Annotated in this window: 17 protein-coding genes; all 17 read right to left on the bottom strand. The window is 45.4% G+C overall.

Features of this window, described 5'->3' with window-relative positions; translation table 11 throughout:
* Nucleotides 1–188: 188 nt before the first annotated feature.
* The gene (locus AC0VX7_RS12580; protein WP_475424490.1) at nt 189–1,385 is read right to left on the bottom strand and encodes an ABC transporter substrate-binding protein; all 1,197 of its coding nucleotides are present in this window, start codon (nt 1,383–1,385) and stop codon (nt 189–191) included.
* 89 nt (nt 1,386–1,474) lie between these two features.
* The gene (locus AC0VX7_RS12575; RefSeq protein ID WP_475424489.1) at nt 1,475–2,182 is read right to left on the bottom strand and encodes an ABC transporter ATP-binding protein; all 708 of its coding nucleotides are present in this window, start codon (nt 2,180–2,182) and stop codon (nt 1,475–1,477) included.
* Nucleotides 2,175–2,939: an ABC transporter ATP-binding protein gene (locus AC0VX7_RS12570; RefSeq protein WP_475424488.1), complete on the bottom strand. Its 765-nt coding sequence runs from the start codon at nt 2,937–2,939 to the stop codon at nt 2,175–2,177. Before AC0VX7_RS12570 ends, AC0VX7_RS12575 begins: the two co-directional genes overlap by 8 nt.
* 2 nt (nt 2,940–2,941) lie before the next feature.
* Nucleotides 2,942–3,967 (bottom strand): branched-chain amino acid ABC transporter permease, encoded by a 1,026-nt coding sequence (locus AC0VX7_RS12565; RefSeq protein WP_475424487.1) that lies wholly within the window; start codon nt 3,965–3,967, stop codon nt 2,942–2,944.
* On the bottom strand, nt 3,967–4,830 hold the full coding sequence (locus tag AC0VX7_RS12560) for a branched-chain amino acid ABC transporter permease (RefSeq protein ID WP_215030078.1): 864 nt from the start codon (nt 4,828–4,830) through the stop codon (nt 3,967–3,969). Before AC0VX7_RS12560 ends, AC0VX7_RS12565 begins: the two co-directional genes overlap by 1 nt.
* 42 nt (nt 4,831–4,872) lie before the next feature.
* Entirely contained in the window at nt 4,873–6,549 is a 1,677-nt protein-coding gene (locus AC0VX7_RS12555) for a long-chain fatty acid--CoA ligase (protein ID WP_475428148.1), read from the bottom strand.
* A 20-nt stretch (nt 6,550–6,569) separates the two neighbouring features.
* Entirely contained in the window at nt 6,570–7,523 is a 954-nt protein-coding gene (locus AC0VX7_RS12550; RefSeq protein WP_475424486.1) for an alpha/beta hydrolase, read from the bottom strand.
* A gap of 34 nt (nt 7,524–7,557) precedes the next feature.
* Nucleotides 7,558–8,286 (bottom strand): 2-phosphosulfolactate phosphatase, encoded by a 729-nt coding sequence (locus AC0VX7_RS12545; RefSeq protein WP_475424485.1) that lies wholly within the window; start codon nt 8,284–8,286, stop codon nt 7,558–7,560.
* A 19-nt stretch (nt 8,287–8,305) separates the two neighbouring features.
* Nucleotides 8,306–9,361 (bottom strand): phosphotransferase family protein, encoded by a 1,056-nt coding sequence (locus tag AC0VX7_RS12540; protein ID WP_475424484.1) that lies wholly within the window; start codon nt 9,359–9,361, stop codon nt 8,306–8,308.
* A 30-nt stretch (nt 9,362–9,391) separates the two neighbouring features.
* Nucleotides 9,392–10,561, bottom strand: coding sequence for a thiolase family protein (locus tag AC0VX7_RS12535; protein WP_475424483.1), 1,170 nt, complete (start codon nt 10,559–10,561; stop codon nt 9,392–9,394).
* Nucleotides 10,562–10,576: 15 nt separating this feature from the next.
* Complete coding sequence (locus AC0VX7_RS12530) at nt 10,577–11,350, bottom strand: SDR family oxidoreductase (RefSeq protein ID WP_475424482.1); 774 nt, start codon at nt 11,348–11,350, stop codon at nt 10,577–10,579.
* 13 nt (nt 11,351–11,363) lie between these two features.
* A complete protein-coding gene (locus tag AC0VX7_RS12525) occupies nt 11,364–12,569 on the bottom strand; it encodes an acyl-CoA dehydrogenase (RefSeq protein ID WP_475424481.1) in 1,206 nt (401 codons plus the stop codon).
* 50 nt (nt 12,570–12,619) lie between these two features.
* Entirely contained in the window at nt 12,620–13,765 is a 1,146-nt protein-coding gene (locus AC0VX7_RS12520; protein WP_475424480.1) for an acyl-CoA dehydrogenase family protein, read from the bottom strand.
* Nucleotides 13,766–13,954: 189 nt separating this feature from the next.
* Nucleotides 13,955–14,362, bottom strand: a complete 408-nt coding sequence (locus tag AC0VX7_RS12515) for a MaoC/PaaZ C-terminal domain-containing protein (RefSeq protein WP_475424479.1) — start codon at nt 14,360–14,362, stop codon at nt 13,955–13,957.
* On the bottom strand, nt 14,359–14,808 hold the full coding sequence (locus tag AC0VX7_RS12510; protein WP_475424478.1) for a MaoC family dehydratase N-terminal domain-containing protein: 450 nt from the start codon (nt 14,806–14,808) through the stop codon (nt 14,359–14,361). The genes AC0VX7_RS12515 and AC0VX7_RS12510 overlap by 4 nt, the downstream gene beginning before the upstream one ends.
* A 16-nt stretch (nt 14,809–14,824) precedes the next feature.
* Entirely contained in the window at nt 14,825–15,589 is a 765-nt protein-coding gene (fabG, locus tag AC0VX7_RS12505) for a 3-oxoacyl-ACP reductase FabG (RefSeq protein ID WP_475424477.1), read from the bottom strand.
* Nucleotides 15,590–15,637: 48 nt separating this feature from the next.
* Nucleotides 15,638–16,813 (bottom strand): acyl-CoA dehydrogenase family protein, encoded by a 1,176-nt coding sequence (locus AC0VX7_RS12500; protein ID WP_475424476.1) that lies wholly within the window; start codon nt 16,811–16,813, stop codon nt 15,638–15,640.
* Nucleotides 16,814–16,925 lie beyond the last annotated feature (112 nt).

Below are 16,925 nucleotides of genomic sequence, written 5' to 3'. Positions count from 1 at the left end.
ATTGTAAGTCTTAGTAAAACTAGAAAGCAAAGAAAAAAGCAGCAGTCATTTAACCTGCCGCCTTCAGAATTTGAATTTCCTGTACCTTATACATGCACAAGGAACTTAATAGCTAGCATTTTAAATAAACAAAGAACTGCGGGCTTAGAGTAGCTAGCGTTATCTATACTGACTACACAATGCCCCTATTAGTCTGCCTTTATAGGCACGACTTTCCCATCCTCAATTGCTGCGACGATCAGCTCTGCTTCAAATCCACCATTAGGGTCGATCTTTGGAATGACATACACTTTTTTGTCTTCTGGAAGATTATCCAAACCATCCTGCATATGCGCCATGATTTTTTCTGAATCATCTACTGATCCTGCTGCTTTTATCGCTTCAGCGAATACATACATAGCAATATAATTCAAGCCAGCTTCTGAACCTGGGTCCTCATTATATTTTGCCTGATAATTCTTCACGAATTCTGGAATGCCTGGACTGTCAGAATTAACAAGCGGCATTACTCCAATCGCTCCATTAAGGACATCATAGCTGCCTGTAACCTTCTTCATTTCATCGAACTTTGCCTGGTCCATGACAATGAATCCGCCTTTGAAGCCTAGTTCTCTCGCTTGTTTGGCAACTTTAGCGGTTGGCTCGGACGGTCCGCCGATAAACAATACATCAGGCTTCTCCTTCAGGGCATTGGTTATGATCGTAAAGAAATCAGTATCTTTCGCGAAGTCAATAGAAGAGTTATACACTACTTCTCCGCCTGCTTTTTCCCAATGAGGCTGCAGCTTTTCTGCCCAGTCCTTACCGTATTGTGAGGCAGTCGGCAGGAAGGCGATTTTCTTGCCGAATTTCTCCATTGAATAATTTGTGAATGGCTCAAGATAGCCATCATAACGAGGAGGGATTCTCACTGTTAATTTATTGCCGCCTTCTGTTACCTTAGGTTCACTGGTGTATGCGCCAATAATGAATTTTTCCTGCTGGTTAAACACTTGCATAGCAGCCACTCCGCCACTGTGCGGTGTGAAAATAATCGGTGTCTTGTTTTCCTGCATCAGTCTCTTGGCGTTCGCTCCGGCTTCATTTGGCAAATATTTGTCATCCAGCGAGACGACATTGAATTTATACTTTTTGCCATTCACCTCAACTCCGCCGGCATTGTTAATTTCTTCGGCTGCCATTTGTACACCGTTCAATGTCCGTTCTCCGTAAAAGGCTGCAGGTCCACTTAACGGCCCTGTATATCCTATGTTAATAGTACCTTCTCCTGATGCTTCGTCATCCGATCCTCCCGTATCCGTTTTTTCAGAGCTATTGCAAGCGGCAAGGCTAAAAATTAAAGCAAACATCATACTTAAAAACAGTAACAGTTTAAATTTTTTCATTTGCTTTTCCCCCTAAATTTATTTTCCTAATATTCAGAAATATTATTTTGTACCGCTTTGCAACCACCTCCCTAAAGACAGAAGTTGTTCTAAGCACCGATATAAGCTTTCTTAATCTCATCATTCGCGAACAGCTCCTCTGAAGTACCTTCAAGCACAACAGCACCATTTTCAAACACATAGCCTTTATCGGCAATTTTCAAGGCAGCATTCGCATTTTGTTCTGCAAGGAGGATTGTGGTACCCTCGCGATTGATGGTTTTGATCACTTCAAACATCTGCTCTACAATCAACGGAGCAAGCCCGATTGATGGTTCATCGAGAAGCACCAGCTTCGGTTTTGCCATCAGTGCTCTGCCAATCGCAAGCATTTGCTGCTGGCCTCCACTCAGGGAACCAGCCATATCATCCCGCTTCTCTTCTAAAATAGGAAAAAGTTCGAATACGTGCTTCATTGATTCCTTTATCCCTTTCTTGTGTTTTCTATGGACATAGGCGCCCATCTTCAAATTATCTTCTACTGTCATTGATGGGAAGAGTTTACGCCCTTCTGCACACTGGACAATGCCTGACTGGACAATTTTATCTGGAGAGCGTTTGTTAAGGTATTCACCTTCAAATTCGATTCTTCCAGAAGACGCCTTGTTCAGCCCGCTTATCGTCTTGAATATTGTGCTCTTTCCTGCCCCGTTCGCTCCTAACAAAACAACAATTTGACCAGGAGAAACCTCTAGATTTACATTATGGACAGCTGTGAAGCTTCCGTATTTTACTGAAACGTCCTGCAGTTTAAGCACTTGCGCTCCCTCCCAGATAAGCCTTGATGACAGCGGGATCATTCTGGATCTCTTCAGCAGTACCCTCCGCGATTTTCTCGCCGTAGTTGAGAACCATAATTTTGTCTGCCAGCTTCATGATCATTTGCATTTTGTGTTCAATCAGGCAGACGGTAATCCCTTTATCGACCATTTTTTTCATTAATTGTGCCAAACCCTCTGTTTCATCAGGATTGACTCCGGCTGCAGGCTCATCAAGAAAAACAATTTCTGGTTCTGTCGCCAGAGCCAGCGCAAAGGCCGTTCGCTTTTTTTCTTCCTGAGTCAGGCTGCCAACCAATTTCCCTGCAACTTTTTCTAACCCGGTAAAGTTTATCACTTCGAGGGCCTTTTCACGGCATTGCTCTTCCTCTCTTTTCAACCTCTTTGTTCTTAAAACAGCGTCCATCAAATTGGACTTTGTCCTTAATCTGTGTCCGACGACCACGTTGTCAAGCACAGTTGACTGTTCAAACAGATTGGTAGTTTGAAAGGTGCGCGCAATTCCCATTTCAGCTATTTTATTTGAAGGCATATTGGTGATTTCCTGGCCTTTCAGAATAATGCTGCCTGAACTTGGAGGGTGGAATCCGCTTATCAAATTGAAAAATGTTGACTTGCCGGCGCCATTAGGACCGATGATGGCATTGATTTTACCTTTTTCTATTGAAAAATCAACGTTGTTCACTGCTGTCAAACCGCCAAATTTCTTCGATAAATTTTTTGTTTCAAGGAACATCCTTATCCCTCCTTCACTTGATTTTCTGGCGAGATTGAGCTTCGTGAAAATCGTTCGTCCTGTTGGGCTTTTGCAAGCTTCTTCTCAGCTCGCTTTACATTCCACCCGGCAATCGAACCGGCGATTCCTCGTGGGTAAAAGATCACTAGCAGTGTAAGGATCGGGCCAAAAATAAGCATGCGGTAATCCTGGAGAAATTGCAGCTGCTGTGAAATCCATACGACCAATACAGTACCCACGATTGGTCCTGACAGCGTGCCGATTCCGCCAATCAACAGGTATGTCAGCAAATCAAACGTGATGACGATGTTACCAATATCAGGACCAATGAAGCGGATGAAAGAGGCGTATAGTGCTCCTGATAAACCAGCAAAAAAAGTCGAGAGAACAAATACTTCGAGTTTATTTTTCATTGTCGATATACCGATTGTTTGGGCGAGGTCCTCACTATTGCGAATAGCAATGTAAGTCCTTCCAGTCAGGGAATGCACGATACGGTAGACAATCAGGATCACAACTAGCAGGATCGTAAGGACAAGGTAATATTGTGATAATGGTGTTTCAAAGGAAATCGGCCCGATATTTCCTGGTGCTGGTATACCGATCAGACCTCGGACTCCTTCTGTTAAGCTATCCCACTTATCGATGATAAGGTAAAGGATATACCCTACACATAGCGTATAGATGGCAAAGAAATGCTCCTTTGTCCTGAGTGCAATCAGGCCAATCAAAAATCCAAGAACACTGGTAATAATCAGAGCGAGCACAAAAGCCAACCAGAAATTCATCTGCGCTTTTACTGTTAAAAGCCCTAAGGAATATGCCCCAACCGCAAAGAATCCAGCATGTGCCAATGATAAATATCCTGTGTAACCGGCCAGAAGATTAAGCCCATACACACCAATCATCCAGATAAAAGAGAGAGTCATGACATGGATGAAGTAGTCATTTTGGGTCACGAATGGAAAGACGATGGCAAACAGTACGAGTACTGGAATTATAAACCTTTTATCAATGATTTTTGCCACTAGTGTCCCCCCTTTGCAAAAAGGCCTGTTGGTTTTACGGATAGAATGATCACCAGCAGGATGAACGCGATGATATCTTTATAATCGTTTGATATATACGTCGCCCCCAGGCTTTCGCTGAATCCTAAAATGTAGCCGCCGATGATAGCTCCTGGAATGCTGCCCATACCGCCGAGAATGATAATGACAAATGCTTTTAGAATAACCAGCTGTCCCATACCCGGAAAAACCAGATTGATAGGCGCAGCCAGAGAGCTGGCGATCGCCGCAAGCCCTCCAGAGATCAGGAACGTCAGCATCGCGACCCGGTTCGTATTGATTCCCACAAGGTTAGCTCCGTCACGGTCCTGTGACATGGCGATGATGGAAGCCCCTGTATAAGTCTTCTTCAGGAAAAGGAATAGCAGTACCATGACGGTAATCGCCGCAATGATGATCAGTAATCTTTGCATGGTAAAGGTCAATCCGAATAACTGTACGACCTGGCCGTATGGAGTTGGCATTGTTTGATAGTCAGCTCCCCAGACATACTGAGCAAAAGCTTCCAGAAACAACAGAATGCCGATCGCAGCAATTTTGTCGTGTATGGGCGGTGCGTGCCTTAATGGATAAAAAACCAATCGTTCCATCAGCACGCCAATAAGTCCGACAACAATGACAGAAACAAGGATCGCCAGCCAATAATGAAGCCCGTATTGCACCATCATCATCAAGGTGATATAGCCACCCATCATATACAAGGCACCGTGGGCGAAATTCGGGATATGAAGGATACCGTAAACTAGAGTAAGTCCGAGGGCCACAAGTGCATACACACTTCCTATGGTGAGCCCATTGAACAGCTGCTGTACCAAAATCTCCATCAAAATCCTCCTTAAATTTTTTAGCTGCCTTCGACTAAGTTTTTACCTGACCTGTTTTTCAGCCTTTTCCCGTTCTTCCTCCTGTAGTTTCCGCCATAATATCTTGCCGCTGCTTGTCATTGGAAACTGTGTCCTGAACTCGATCTCACGGGGATATTTGTAAGCTGCCATATGCTGTTTGGACCATTCGATGATCTCAGCTTCAGTTATTTCACCATCGTACCCCTCATTCAGTATTACGAAGGCCTTTACTGACTCACCTCTCCTAGGGTCAGGAATACCAACAACCACAGCCTGCTGTATCGCCGGATGTTTGTAAAGATAGGATTCAACTTCAGTAGGCCATACCTTATAACCTGAGGCATTGATCATTCTTTTGACACGATCGACCATGAAGTAGTATCCTTCTTCATCAAAACGGCCAATGTCACCTGTCCTGAAAAACTTTTTGCCTTCTATTTCAATGAATGAATTTCTGTTTTCATCATCTCTGTTGTAGTAGCCGACCATAACCTGCGGGCCATTCACGACAATTTCACCAATCTCTCCTGTACCAAGTTCTTTTCCGGTTGACGGTTCAATGACTCTTGCATCGACATCAAAGGACGGGATGCCAAGGCATTGCATTTTAGGCCTGTCAGGCGGGTTGAAGTGCGTCTGGGCAATGGTTTCAGAAAGTCCGTATCCTTCCACAAACCGTAGGCCTGTAAGTTTGTACAGTTTTTCTCCAACCGCCTCAGGGAGCGCTGCACCGCCACCTGATATCGAGGTTAACGTTGCAATATCCTCTGATTTTAGTTTGGGATTTGCAAGGAAGTCGACAATCATTGTTGCAATGGCCACCCAGTGTGTGCATCCTTGCGATTGAATCAATTCAACTGCTGCCTCGCGGTTCCATCTTGTCATCAGCACCATTGTGCTTCCTGAATAGATCGGCATATGCATGCTGTGTACCATTCCGGTTACATGGAACAATGGCAGTGTGGTTAAATGAACCGAACTGGTGGTAGAGCTCGACCAGTGATACGCACCGATGGTATTCGCCTGAACGGTGCTGTTTGTATGCATACAGCCTTTTGGCAGGCCTGTCGTTCCAGAAGTATAAGGAAGCACAACTAAGTCATCTGCGCAGGTCTTATGGTCGCCAGGTTCATACTGTGCGGCAATGACTTCTTTCCAGTGGAAGTGTCCGGGCTGATTGTAACTCTTTCTTGCTGCCTCTGCCTCTGGGGGCACTGTTCCGTTGAAACTATCTCCTTTATAATCAGAATAAGCGGCAACAACCACATTATTTAATGGAGTCGTTCCTACGAGCGGCTCGACCTTGTCATAAAGTTCCTGGCCTACCAATGCTGTATTGATTTCGCAATCCTTGATATAAAAACTCAACTCTTCTGCGGTCAGCATAGGATTGATGGGTACCACGACTGCATCTGCTCTTGATATGGCATAGAATCCAATCACGAATTGTGGTGAATTTTGCATGAATAACAATACTTTTTCCCCTTTAGTAACACCCAGCTTTTGCTGTAGGAAACCTGCAAGAGCGTTGACCTCCTCATCAAGCTCCTTGTAGGAAATGGTATGACCATAGTAGTAGATCGCACTATGGTCAGGGTATCTCTCCGCACTGACTTTTAAATTTTCATAGAGTGATGTTTCTGGCAATTTGAGAGATTTAGAGATTTTCGGCCAATGTTCAAAGTGTAGATTAGGCATCATTTATTCCTCCATATTTCTTAATCAACCGGTTTAAGAGAACTTCTGTTTTTGAAAGCTTTTGCGGCAGCTCTAATTGATTTCTTGCCGTCTGGCAGGTATTCAGTCATTCCAAGGAATCCATGAAGCATTCCCGGAACGCACACATATTCTGTTTCTACTCCGGCATTTTTCAATTTCATAGCAAAGTGCTCGCCGCCATCGCATAGGGGATCAAGCTCTGCTGTCATAATAAAAGCTGGCGGAAGCTGTGCAGTTACATCATCAGGAATCAGCAAAGGTGCGGCAAGGGGGTTTTGTGTATCGTCTGGCGTGTTCAGGTATTGTTCACGGAACCAGTTCATTGTGGACTTCGTCAAATAGTAACCTTCGCCGTATTTTTCGTAGGATGGAGTATATTCAAAGCCTGTAGACGGGTAAAACAGCATTTGATAAGCAATCGACGGTGTCTGCCTTTCGACTGCAAGATAGCTGACAGCCGCTGCAAGATTTCCTCCTGCACTGTCACCTGCGACTGCGATAAAGTTTTCATCAATATTCAGCTCATGAGCGTATTCAAACACCCATTGAGCAGCTAGATATGAATCTTCTACCGCAACCGGGAATTTACTTTCTGGTGCAAGACTGTAATCCACTGAAACTACTATACATTCAGCTTCATTTGACAGTGTGTGGCAAAGAGCATCATGTGTTTCAATGTTGCCGATCACCCAGCCGCCTCCATGATAATAAACTACAGCTGGAAGCTTTGACTCTCCAGCTCCTTGAGGTGTATAGATCCTGATATCAATTTCTCCGTTAAATCCATTGATTTTCCGATCATCCGTTTTTGCTAGTTTTTCAGCCCTGCTCATTTGCTTAGCAGATTGTTCAAATCCCTTTCTAGCTTCCTCCAATGGCAGCTGTTCTAGTGGCGGAACAGGGTTATTGGCAAATGCTTCGAGCAGGGACTTTACTTCTGGTTTTAATGACATAATCTTTCCTCCTTTTTATGTAAACGCTATCATTTTAAACTGCAATGATTCTCTTCTTATCTATAAGCATAGGAACCTTATTAAATATATTTTGCTGTGAAACGAACTCGATTTCCTTTGTAAACCCATATTTGCTTAGCATCCGTCCGACCCGGGAAGCTTTTAGAATATCATCACTATTTTGATTGTGCCCATGGTAGAAACTATACGCAGCATAAGCTGAGTCAGTTAGAAAAAACTCATCGCGGAATTGCTTGATGAGAGAGTCAATAAAGCACCCCGCTCCCTGGAAATCTTCGACATTAAATTCATTGGAAGAACCTGAGCAGACGACCACGATCGTCTCTCCCTGATATTCTTTTAAAATATGATTGGCGACTGCCTCGCAGTTCAGTAGTGAAGCAGCGTAAACTGCATTCGCATCAGCGGAGTTTTTGAGTGCGACCGTTCCATTAGTTGTAGAAAGAATGACAGACTTCCCTCCAATCTTCTCTTTCAATTCCAGTGGGTTTGGTGATAGAAACCCGTCGATTGTTTTGCCTTGATACTCTCCAACCAGAACGAAACTGTCATTTTCCCTGCCTGCAGCTTCCTGTTCGGCCGCCTTTCCATCCAGGACTGGGATCACTTCTTTCGCACCGAACTCAAGTGCTGACGCGATAGTGGAAGTAGCCAGCAGAACATCGAAAACAACAGCGATTTTGTTGTCAGCCATTTTCTGTTTATCGATATCCTCCTTTTTTAGCAAAAGATGAACTTTCATCAGCATTCAGCCCTTTCTGTCATTTTTTTTCTGCGGTGTAAAGAGCATATTGGATCAGGCTGCTGACAAACTTGTCAAGGTGTGCAAACCGGGGATCCTTCGTCTGTCCCTTTTTCCACCTGTAATAGATTTGCTGGCAAATGACAGCAAGCTTGAAATAAGCAAATGTTTGATAAAAATTCATGTTAGCCAGATCCTTGCCGCTTTTTCTTGCGTAATGCTCCATAAATTCATCACGGGTCATGAACCCGGGAGTTACCGTAACGGGAGGCTTTCCCATTCCTTTTTTCAAAAGGTCGGGATCGTCGGGTTGTATCCAATAGCTCATCGCGACACCCAAATCGGCAAGCGGATCACCTACAGTCGTCATCTCCCAATCAAATAATCCAACCATTTCAGACATTTCCTCATTGAACATGGCATTGTTCAATTTGTAATCATAATGGATGATTGATGGCGTTTTAGATTCAGACACATTCTTTAGCATCCATTGTTTCAATTGCTCCACGCCTTCAACGATATCCGTTTCCGCCCGCTCATACCGGCGAATCCAGCCTATGACCTGTCTCTCCATGAAGCCTTCGGGTTTGGTCATTTCCGTAAGCTTTGTCTTCGTATAATCAATGCTGTGGAGCTCTACAAGGTGGTTGACCATCGTTTCTGACAGAGACCTGCATATCTCTCTGCTAGGCGTAATACCTTCCGGGAAATCAGTATCAAGGACAATGCCGCGCTTTCTTTCCATCACAAAAAATGGACTGCCGATGACACTTTCATCTGCAAACAAATATGGTTTCGGAGCAGCCGAGAAATGAGGGCTGATCTCTTTGAGGATTTTATATTCTCTTTCCATATCATGCGCTTTCGGTGCCACAGGACCAAGCGGGGGGCGCCGTAAGACCGCTTCCCACTCTCCCATCTTCAGCTGATAGGTTAAATTCGATTTTCCAAAGCTGAATTGCTGGATCGTCAGATTTTTTTCAGGAAGATCTGTTAATTGCTCCCTTAAGTAAATTTCGATCGCACTGGTATCAAGTTCTTCCCCTTGCCTGATGGGAATCGTATCAGAAGCCATAAGTAGCATTCCTCCTTTTAGGTGAAATTGTTATTCTCGTTCAATGATTGTGGCGATTCCCTGGCCGCCGCCGATGCAAGCAGTGATCAGCGCGTACCGTCCGCCTCTTCTTTGGAGTTCGTAAACTGCTTTCGTGATCAGAATTGCTCCAGTGGCTCCCAATGGATGTCCATGAGCAATCGCCCCGCCATTGACATTGACTTTGGCCCTATCCATGTTTAGCTCCCTGTCACAAGCAATCACCTGTGCAGCAAATGCTTCGTTAATTTCGATGACGTCCATGTCATCGAGAGTCAGCCCAGACTTTTCAAAAACCTTTCTGACTGCAGGTACCGGACCGATGCCCATGATATTTGGATCCACCCCGGCTACTGCCTGCTCCCTTACGACCGCCATTGGTCTCACACCTAATTCTTGTGCTTTCTCTCTTGACATAACAATTAAGGCTGCAGCTGCGTCATTCAGGCCAGAACTGCTTCCGGCTGTGACCGTTCCATTTGGTAAAAAGGCTGGCTTAAGTTGAGCCAGGGCCTCCATAGTCGTTTGCGGCCGCGGATGCTCATCCTTGTTAAAAATAACTGGTGTACCTTTTCGGACAGGTATCGTAATCGGCACAATTTGTTCATCAAATCGTCCTTCAGACATCGCTGCTGCCATTTTTTTCTGGCTTTCCAGTGCGAATTCATCCTGTTCTTCCCTGCTGATTGAATATTTTGTTACTAGATTTTCCGCTGTGATTCCCATTGGCGGATCGCCGATTTCTTTCGGTGACAGCTGGGACTTTCTGAAACTTGGAGGCACAGGACTGTAAGGTCTTTCTGGTTTATCCATTAAATAAGGTGCCCTGCTCATACTTTCGATGCCGCCAGCCACATAGACATCGCCGGTCCCCGATTTTATCGCCTGGGCTGCAAGGTTGACCGCATTGATTCCAGACCCGCACTGGCGGTCGATCGTCAGGCCGGGCAATTCAAGGGATAGTCCTGTTTGCAAAGCCGTCAACCTGGCAATGTTTCCGCCTCCGCTGATGACATTCCCCATGATGACGTCCTCAATCATTTCAGGCTTTACTTTTGCCCTCCTGATTGCCTCTTTGATCACCTCTGCCCCAAAGACATGGGCAGGTACCGAAGCAAGCGCTCCGCCCTGCCTGCCGATTGCTGTCCTAACTGCAGATACAATCACTGCATCTCTGTTCATGGATGCTGCCTCCTTTTACAGTACATGCGTTCCGCCATCGACGACTACTATATCCCCGGTAATATAATCCGATGCTGATGCTGCCAGGAATACCGCTACACCCTTAAGATCCGTATCCGAACCAAATTTCCTTAATGGAGTTCCTTCAAGAATGGCCTGGCCGCCTTTTTCAAGCAGACCCTTCGACATCTTTGTCGGGAAGAATCCAGGTGCAATTGCATTGACATAAATGCCGCGCGGCCCCCATTTTGCGGCCAGGTCCTTTGTGAAAGTAATGACAGCCCCTTTGCTGGCGTTATAGCCAATGGCATCCATAACCTTTGGGTTGGAACCTTTAAGTCCTGCGACAGAAGCAATATTAATGATTTTTCCAGCTCCTTGCTCAAGCATGACCTTACCAGCCGCCTGTGACATGAGGAATGTTCCTGTCACATTGACATTCAAGACTTTTTGCCATGCTTCAAGCGGCATTTCTTCTGCCGGTGCGCCCCAGGAGGCTCCGCTGTTATTGACAAGGATATCGATCCTGCCGAATCTCTCAACAGTCTGTTCTACTACATTTTTCACATCTTCCGGGTTGGTGATGTCACATTTCAAAGCCAGAGATTCAACTCCGATTTCCTTCAGCTTCCCGCTGACTTCTTCACAGGCGTCTACTCGCCGTGAGCAAACCACCACATTGGCACCTGCTTCTGCGAAACCAATAGCGATTTGTTCCCCAAGTCCTCGTCCTCCGCCAGTGACAATCGCTACTTTTCCTTTTAGTGAAAACAGTTCTGATACATGCATAGATGTTTCCTCCTTACAGATATTTTTTCAGCTCGTATCTTGCGATCGCTCGTTTGTGTACTTCATCAGGACCATCTGCCAATCTTAGTGTCCTGATATTCGCCCATGCAGCTGCGAGCGTGAAGTCATCACTTACACCTGCAGCTCCGAATGCCTGGATGGCCCTGTCGATGATTTTGAGTGCCATATTAGGCGCAACCACTTTGATCATCGCAATCTCGGCCTTGGCCTCTTTGTTTCCGACTGTATCCATCATGAAGGCTGCCTTTAAAGTAAGGAGTCTCGCCTGCTCGATATCGATCCTTGCTTCCGCGATCCACTCCTGGATGACGCCCTGGTCGGCGAGCTTTTTACCGAATGCAGTTCTTTGGAGAACGCGTTTAGACATCTCTTCCAGTGCACGTTCAGCTGCACCGATCGTTCTCATACAATGATGGATTCTCCCCGGTCCGAGGCGACCCTGGGCAATCGCAAAGCCTTTTCCTTCACCCCATAGCATATTGGAGGCTGGCACTCTCACATTCTTGTATTCTATTTCCGCGTGTCCATGGGGCGCATGGTCGTACCCGAAGACAGGCAGAATTCTTTTAATCGTTACTCCTGGTGTATCAAGCGGAACCAGAATCATAGATTGCTGCTCATGCTTCGGGGCATCGGGGTCATTTTTACCCATCACAATCGCAATCTTGCAGCGCGGATCCCCAGCACCTGAAGACCACCATTTCGTTCCGTTAATGACATACTCATCTCCATCACGGATAATGCTTGCCTGGATGTTCGTTGCATCCGAGGAAGCGACGTCTGGCTCTGTCATCGAGAAGCAGGACCGGATCTCGCCGTCCAGGAGCGGTTTCAGCCATTGCTCCTTATGCTCTTCAGTTCCATAACGTACAAGGACTTCCATATTGCCGGTGTCAGGAGCAGCACAGTTGAACACCTCTGGCGCAATACTTGACCTTCCCATGATTTCGCAGAGCGGTGCATATTCCAGATTGGTGAGACCTTCGCCGTATTCGCTTTCTGGTAAAAACAGGTTCCAGAGCCCTTTTTCTTTCGCCTTCACCTTCAGTTCTTCCATGATTGGGGGAACTTTGGAGAATGGGTCATGTTTGTCAATTTGTTCTTTATAAAGCCTTTCATTCGGATAGACATATTCATCCATAAACTCAGTCAGTCTGGCCTGATATTCCTTGATCTTCTCCGTATGGTTAAAATTCATCCATTCCACCTCATTCTTTTTTCATACTAACTAGTAGGTATGTTCAGTTGTTAAAATTCTTTTTCCAGCTGAGCAGCGATAATGTTTTTCTGGATTTCCGACGTTCCCTCATAAATCCTTGTGATTCGAGCGTCACGGAAATATCTTTCGACCGGGTAATCAGATATATAACCGAGACCCCCGTGAACCTGCACTGCTTTATCGGCGACCCTGTTGTAAACCTCCGATCCATAGAGCTTCAGCATGGCAGCTTCCTTTATAACCTTCTGGCCAGAATCAACCATCCAGGCAACTCGGTATGTAAAAGACCTGAGTGCTTCGATTTCAACCGCCATTTCCGCCAGCATATGGCTTACTGCCTGATGCTTGATAATCGGTTTCCCGAACTGGATCCTCTCTTTCGCGTAGGCTACAGACATGTCAAGAAGCTTTTGTGATGACCCCAAATTTCTCGCCGCGAGGCCCGCCCTGCCGTTGGCCAGTATTTTCAAGGCATTTACATAGCCCTGGCCTTCAGTTCCCAGAACATTTTCAACTGGAACCTCGCAATCCTCGAACACCAATTCAGCAGAATGCGATCCCTTCAGGCCCATCTTCTTTTCCACTTTGCCGAGCTTGAAGCCAGGAAAGTCCTTCTCGACAATTAATGAAGTGATTCCCTTTGCTCCTTTTTCAGAGTCCGTCACTGCCATCACTGTAAAAACACTCGCCTCTAATGCATTCGTAATATAGTGCTTCAAACCGTTCAGCACATATTTATCGCCATTCCTTACGGCTGTCGTTTTTAAGTTGGCCGCGTTCGAACCGGCATCAGGTTCTGTCAGGGCAAAAGCACCGATTTTCTCTCCGCTCGCCATAGCCGGCAAGTATTTTTGCTTTTGCTGTTCATTGCCCAGCTCGACAATCCCGACTGTGCCAATCCCGGTATGGGCTCCAACCAAAGTCGTATAGCCATTGTGCGTCTGGCCGATTTCCTCATACAGTGCACATTTCTCCACCATGCCGATTCCAAGTCCGCCGTATTCATCGGGTATGCTTAATCCGAAAAGGCCCATTTCCCTGGAAAGCTCGATGATGTTTTCCGGAATTTTGTCTTCTTCTTCGATCTGCATCGCCACAGGCTCGACTTCACTCTGGATAAAATCACGGACATTTCTTTTTAAAGCCAGTAAGTCCTCTTCAAAATCAAAGTTCACTATTGTTTAACACCTCGTTTCTGCTATTTCTAAATTGAAATTTGAGATAAGTAGAGTATCGAAAGTCATTAATCTTTGGATTTTGTGTTTATTCCTGAACTCTGGGCTTTATGCCTGAATTTTTATTCCTAAAGTGTCCAATCCTCCGCTATAGCAATAAACCCAGCAACTCTCTGCCGGGTTTAATTATTAAGAAGCATACCGATGATACAGGACATCTCCCTTAATGACTTCATTGCCATTTTGATTGATTGCTCTAACGTTGAATCTAAGGATGTTCTCATTTTCCTCTGCCAGTTCTGCCTGGAGAGTGACGACGTCATTCAGGAAGACCATTCCTTTAAAACGAATCGTATAATCCTGAATGAATCCTTCCTCGTAAAATTCGGTGAAAAGCTTTGCGAGATTGCCCATTGTCCACATGCCGTGAGCGATGATCCCCGGCAGCCCTGCTTTTTTCGCTTCTTCATCAATTGTATGGATCGGGTTGTAATCTCCTGAAGCACCGGCGTATTTAATAAGGGTAATCCGGTCGACCGGGTCCAGTTGAACTTCCTTCAGGGCTTCGCCTACCTTCAATTCTGCCAAGCTACTCATCCAATCAGCACCTTCCTTACCGCTTCCGTGATAATGACCGTTTGCGTGGAGGAAAAGACTAGTTTGCCCATTTCGTCTTCACCAAAGCTTTCTAATACCAGGAAGCCCATTTCACCCTGGGTTCCTTTCTTTTCGAAATAATTTTTGATTACCGAGTAACAGGTTATTTCTTCACCTACAAGTAAAGGGCGTTCGTAATGATAAGTCTGTTCCCCATGGATCAGGCCTTTATTAGGAAGGTTCAGTCCTTGTATTGTTCCGTAATCGAAAACCCTTGGAAAAGTAGGCGGGGCAATGTTCCTTTTATATCTGGAGTTTTGGCCGGTTTCCTCATCAATGAAAATGGGGTGTAGATCTCCGATGGACTCAGCAAATTTCTTGACAGCGCCACGTTCCACAATGTTTTTTACTTTATTGGACTGTTTGCCAATATGCTCTTTGAACACTGACCTTCACCTCACATTAATTTTTTGGACCGCCAGCTACATAAATGACCTGGCCGTTGACAAAAGATGATTTTTCATCAGCAAAGAAGGCTACTGTGTTGGCGATATCCGCCGGTTTTCCGCTCCTGCCGACCGGAATGCTCGCGACACTGTGTTTAATCAGGTCAACAAACGAAATACCGATTCGAGCAGCTGTTTCTTTTGTCATTTCTGTCTCGATAAAGCCTGGAGCCACCGAGTTGGATGTAATACCATAACGACCAAGTTCGATTGCAAGTGTTTTAGTGAAACCCTGGAGACCTGCCTTTGCAGCTGCATAGTTTGCCTGCCCTCTGTTTCCAAGTGCGGACGTTGATGAAATATTGATAATTCGGCCATATTTCTGTTCAACCATGTAATTCTGAGCTGCTTTTGCTGCATTGAATGAACCTTTCAGGTGAACATCCATGACCGTTTGCCAGTCGGAATCCGTCATTTTATATAGCAGATTATCACGGATGACGCCGGCATTGTTCACAAGGATGTCGACAGACCCAAAAGTGTCATGGACTTCTTTCATTGCCTGTTCAACCTGCCCGGAGTCTGTCACGTTCGCTACTTTGGAATAAACTTCATATCCTTTCTCACGTAACTCGTTCGTCGTTTCCGCTAATGCTTCTTCATTCAAGTCAATAAAAGCAACCTTTGCTCCTTCCTCGGCGAAAAGCTGAACAATTCCTTTTCCGATCCCCCTGCTGCCTCCCGTCACAAAAGCAACTCTTCCCTCAAATCTTCCTGTCATTCTAGTTCCTCCTCTGTCTATCAGACTGTGAACGCTTTCATTTGTTGGTTATACAAACTGGCCGATTTTCACATGCCCTTTCAATAGGTCCCTGGCGATGATCATACGCTGGATTTCATCAGTGCCATCGTAAATTCTCCAAAGTCTTGCTTCCCGATACCAGCGCTCTATTGGCAATTCCCTTGTATAACCCATACCGCCATGGATTTGCATGACGCGGTCGACAACCCTGTTCCCCATGTTGGAGCCATACAATTTTGCCATCGATGCCATATGCCTGTTATCCTCACCGGCATCAAGTGTATAAGCGGCATTAAGTACGAGCCATCTTGCGGCTTCGATTTCCACAGCTGAATCGGCAATCATCCACTGGATAGCTTGTCTTTCAGCAATCGGTTTGCCAAAGGTAATCCGTTCTTTTGAATAGTCAATCGCCATTTGCAGCAAGCGTTCCGCGGCTCCGATCGCCCTGGCACCAACAACCCATCTTGCAAACCCGATCCACTCCAGTCCCAGTTTATAGCCGCCATCAACTTCGCCGAGGATATTTTCCTCTGGTACGCGGACGTTATCGAACACCAGTCCCGCCGGTCCCCATTCGCCCATCGTATGTATAAATTCTGATTTCCAGCCCATATCACGGTCGACAATAAAACAGGTCACCCCGTCACGGCCCGTAGCACGGTGTTTTTCTTTATCAGTAATCGCGATGACCATGACAAAGTCAGCTTCATTCCCACCTGTAATGAACGTCTTTTCACCATTCAGGACCCACTCATTCCCGTCCTTCACAGCCGTCATTTTAATATTTCTTGTATCTGAGCCGGCACCTGGCTCTGTCATCGCAAAGCACGATTTTTTCTCCCCGTTGATGGTAGGAATCAGATACTTCTGTTTTTGCTCTTCGTTGCCATAATAAAGGATATTGTCTGCTGAACCACCAAACTGGAATGGCACGAATGTTTTAGATACTTCCATCAGGACGATCGCCATCATCATCTGGCCTAAATCTGCCCCGCCATATTCTTCAGGTGTATTGATTCCCCAGAATCCTGCTTCTTTAGCTTTCATCTGTAGTTCATGCATTTTTCCAGGAGGAAGGCTTGGACGTCCTTCTCTTTCATTTCTTAGTACTTCATTTTCGAGCGGCATTAATTCTTTCTCTACAAATCGGCGAATTGTCTTTTGTACCATTTTTTGTTCTTCCGTAAGGCGTAAATGCATTCAAAGTCACTCCCATCTTATTCTTAAAATCTGATAGTCTATTAAAGTGTATGTCTTAACTCCATCATACATACCTACCGGTTGGTATGTTAATCTTATTTTAGAGTGAAAT

The organism is Mesobacillus sp. QJM3NY_10 (assembly GCF_056173465.1).
This window is presented reverse-complemented; position numbering and strand designations above follow the sequence as displayed.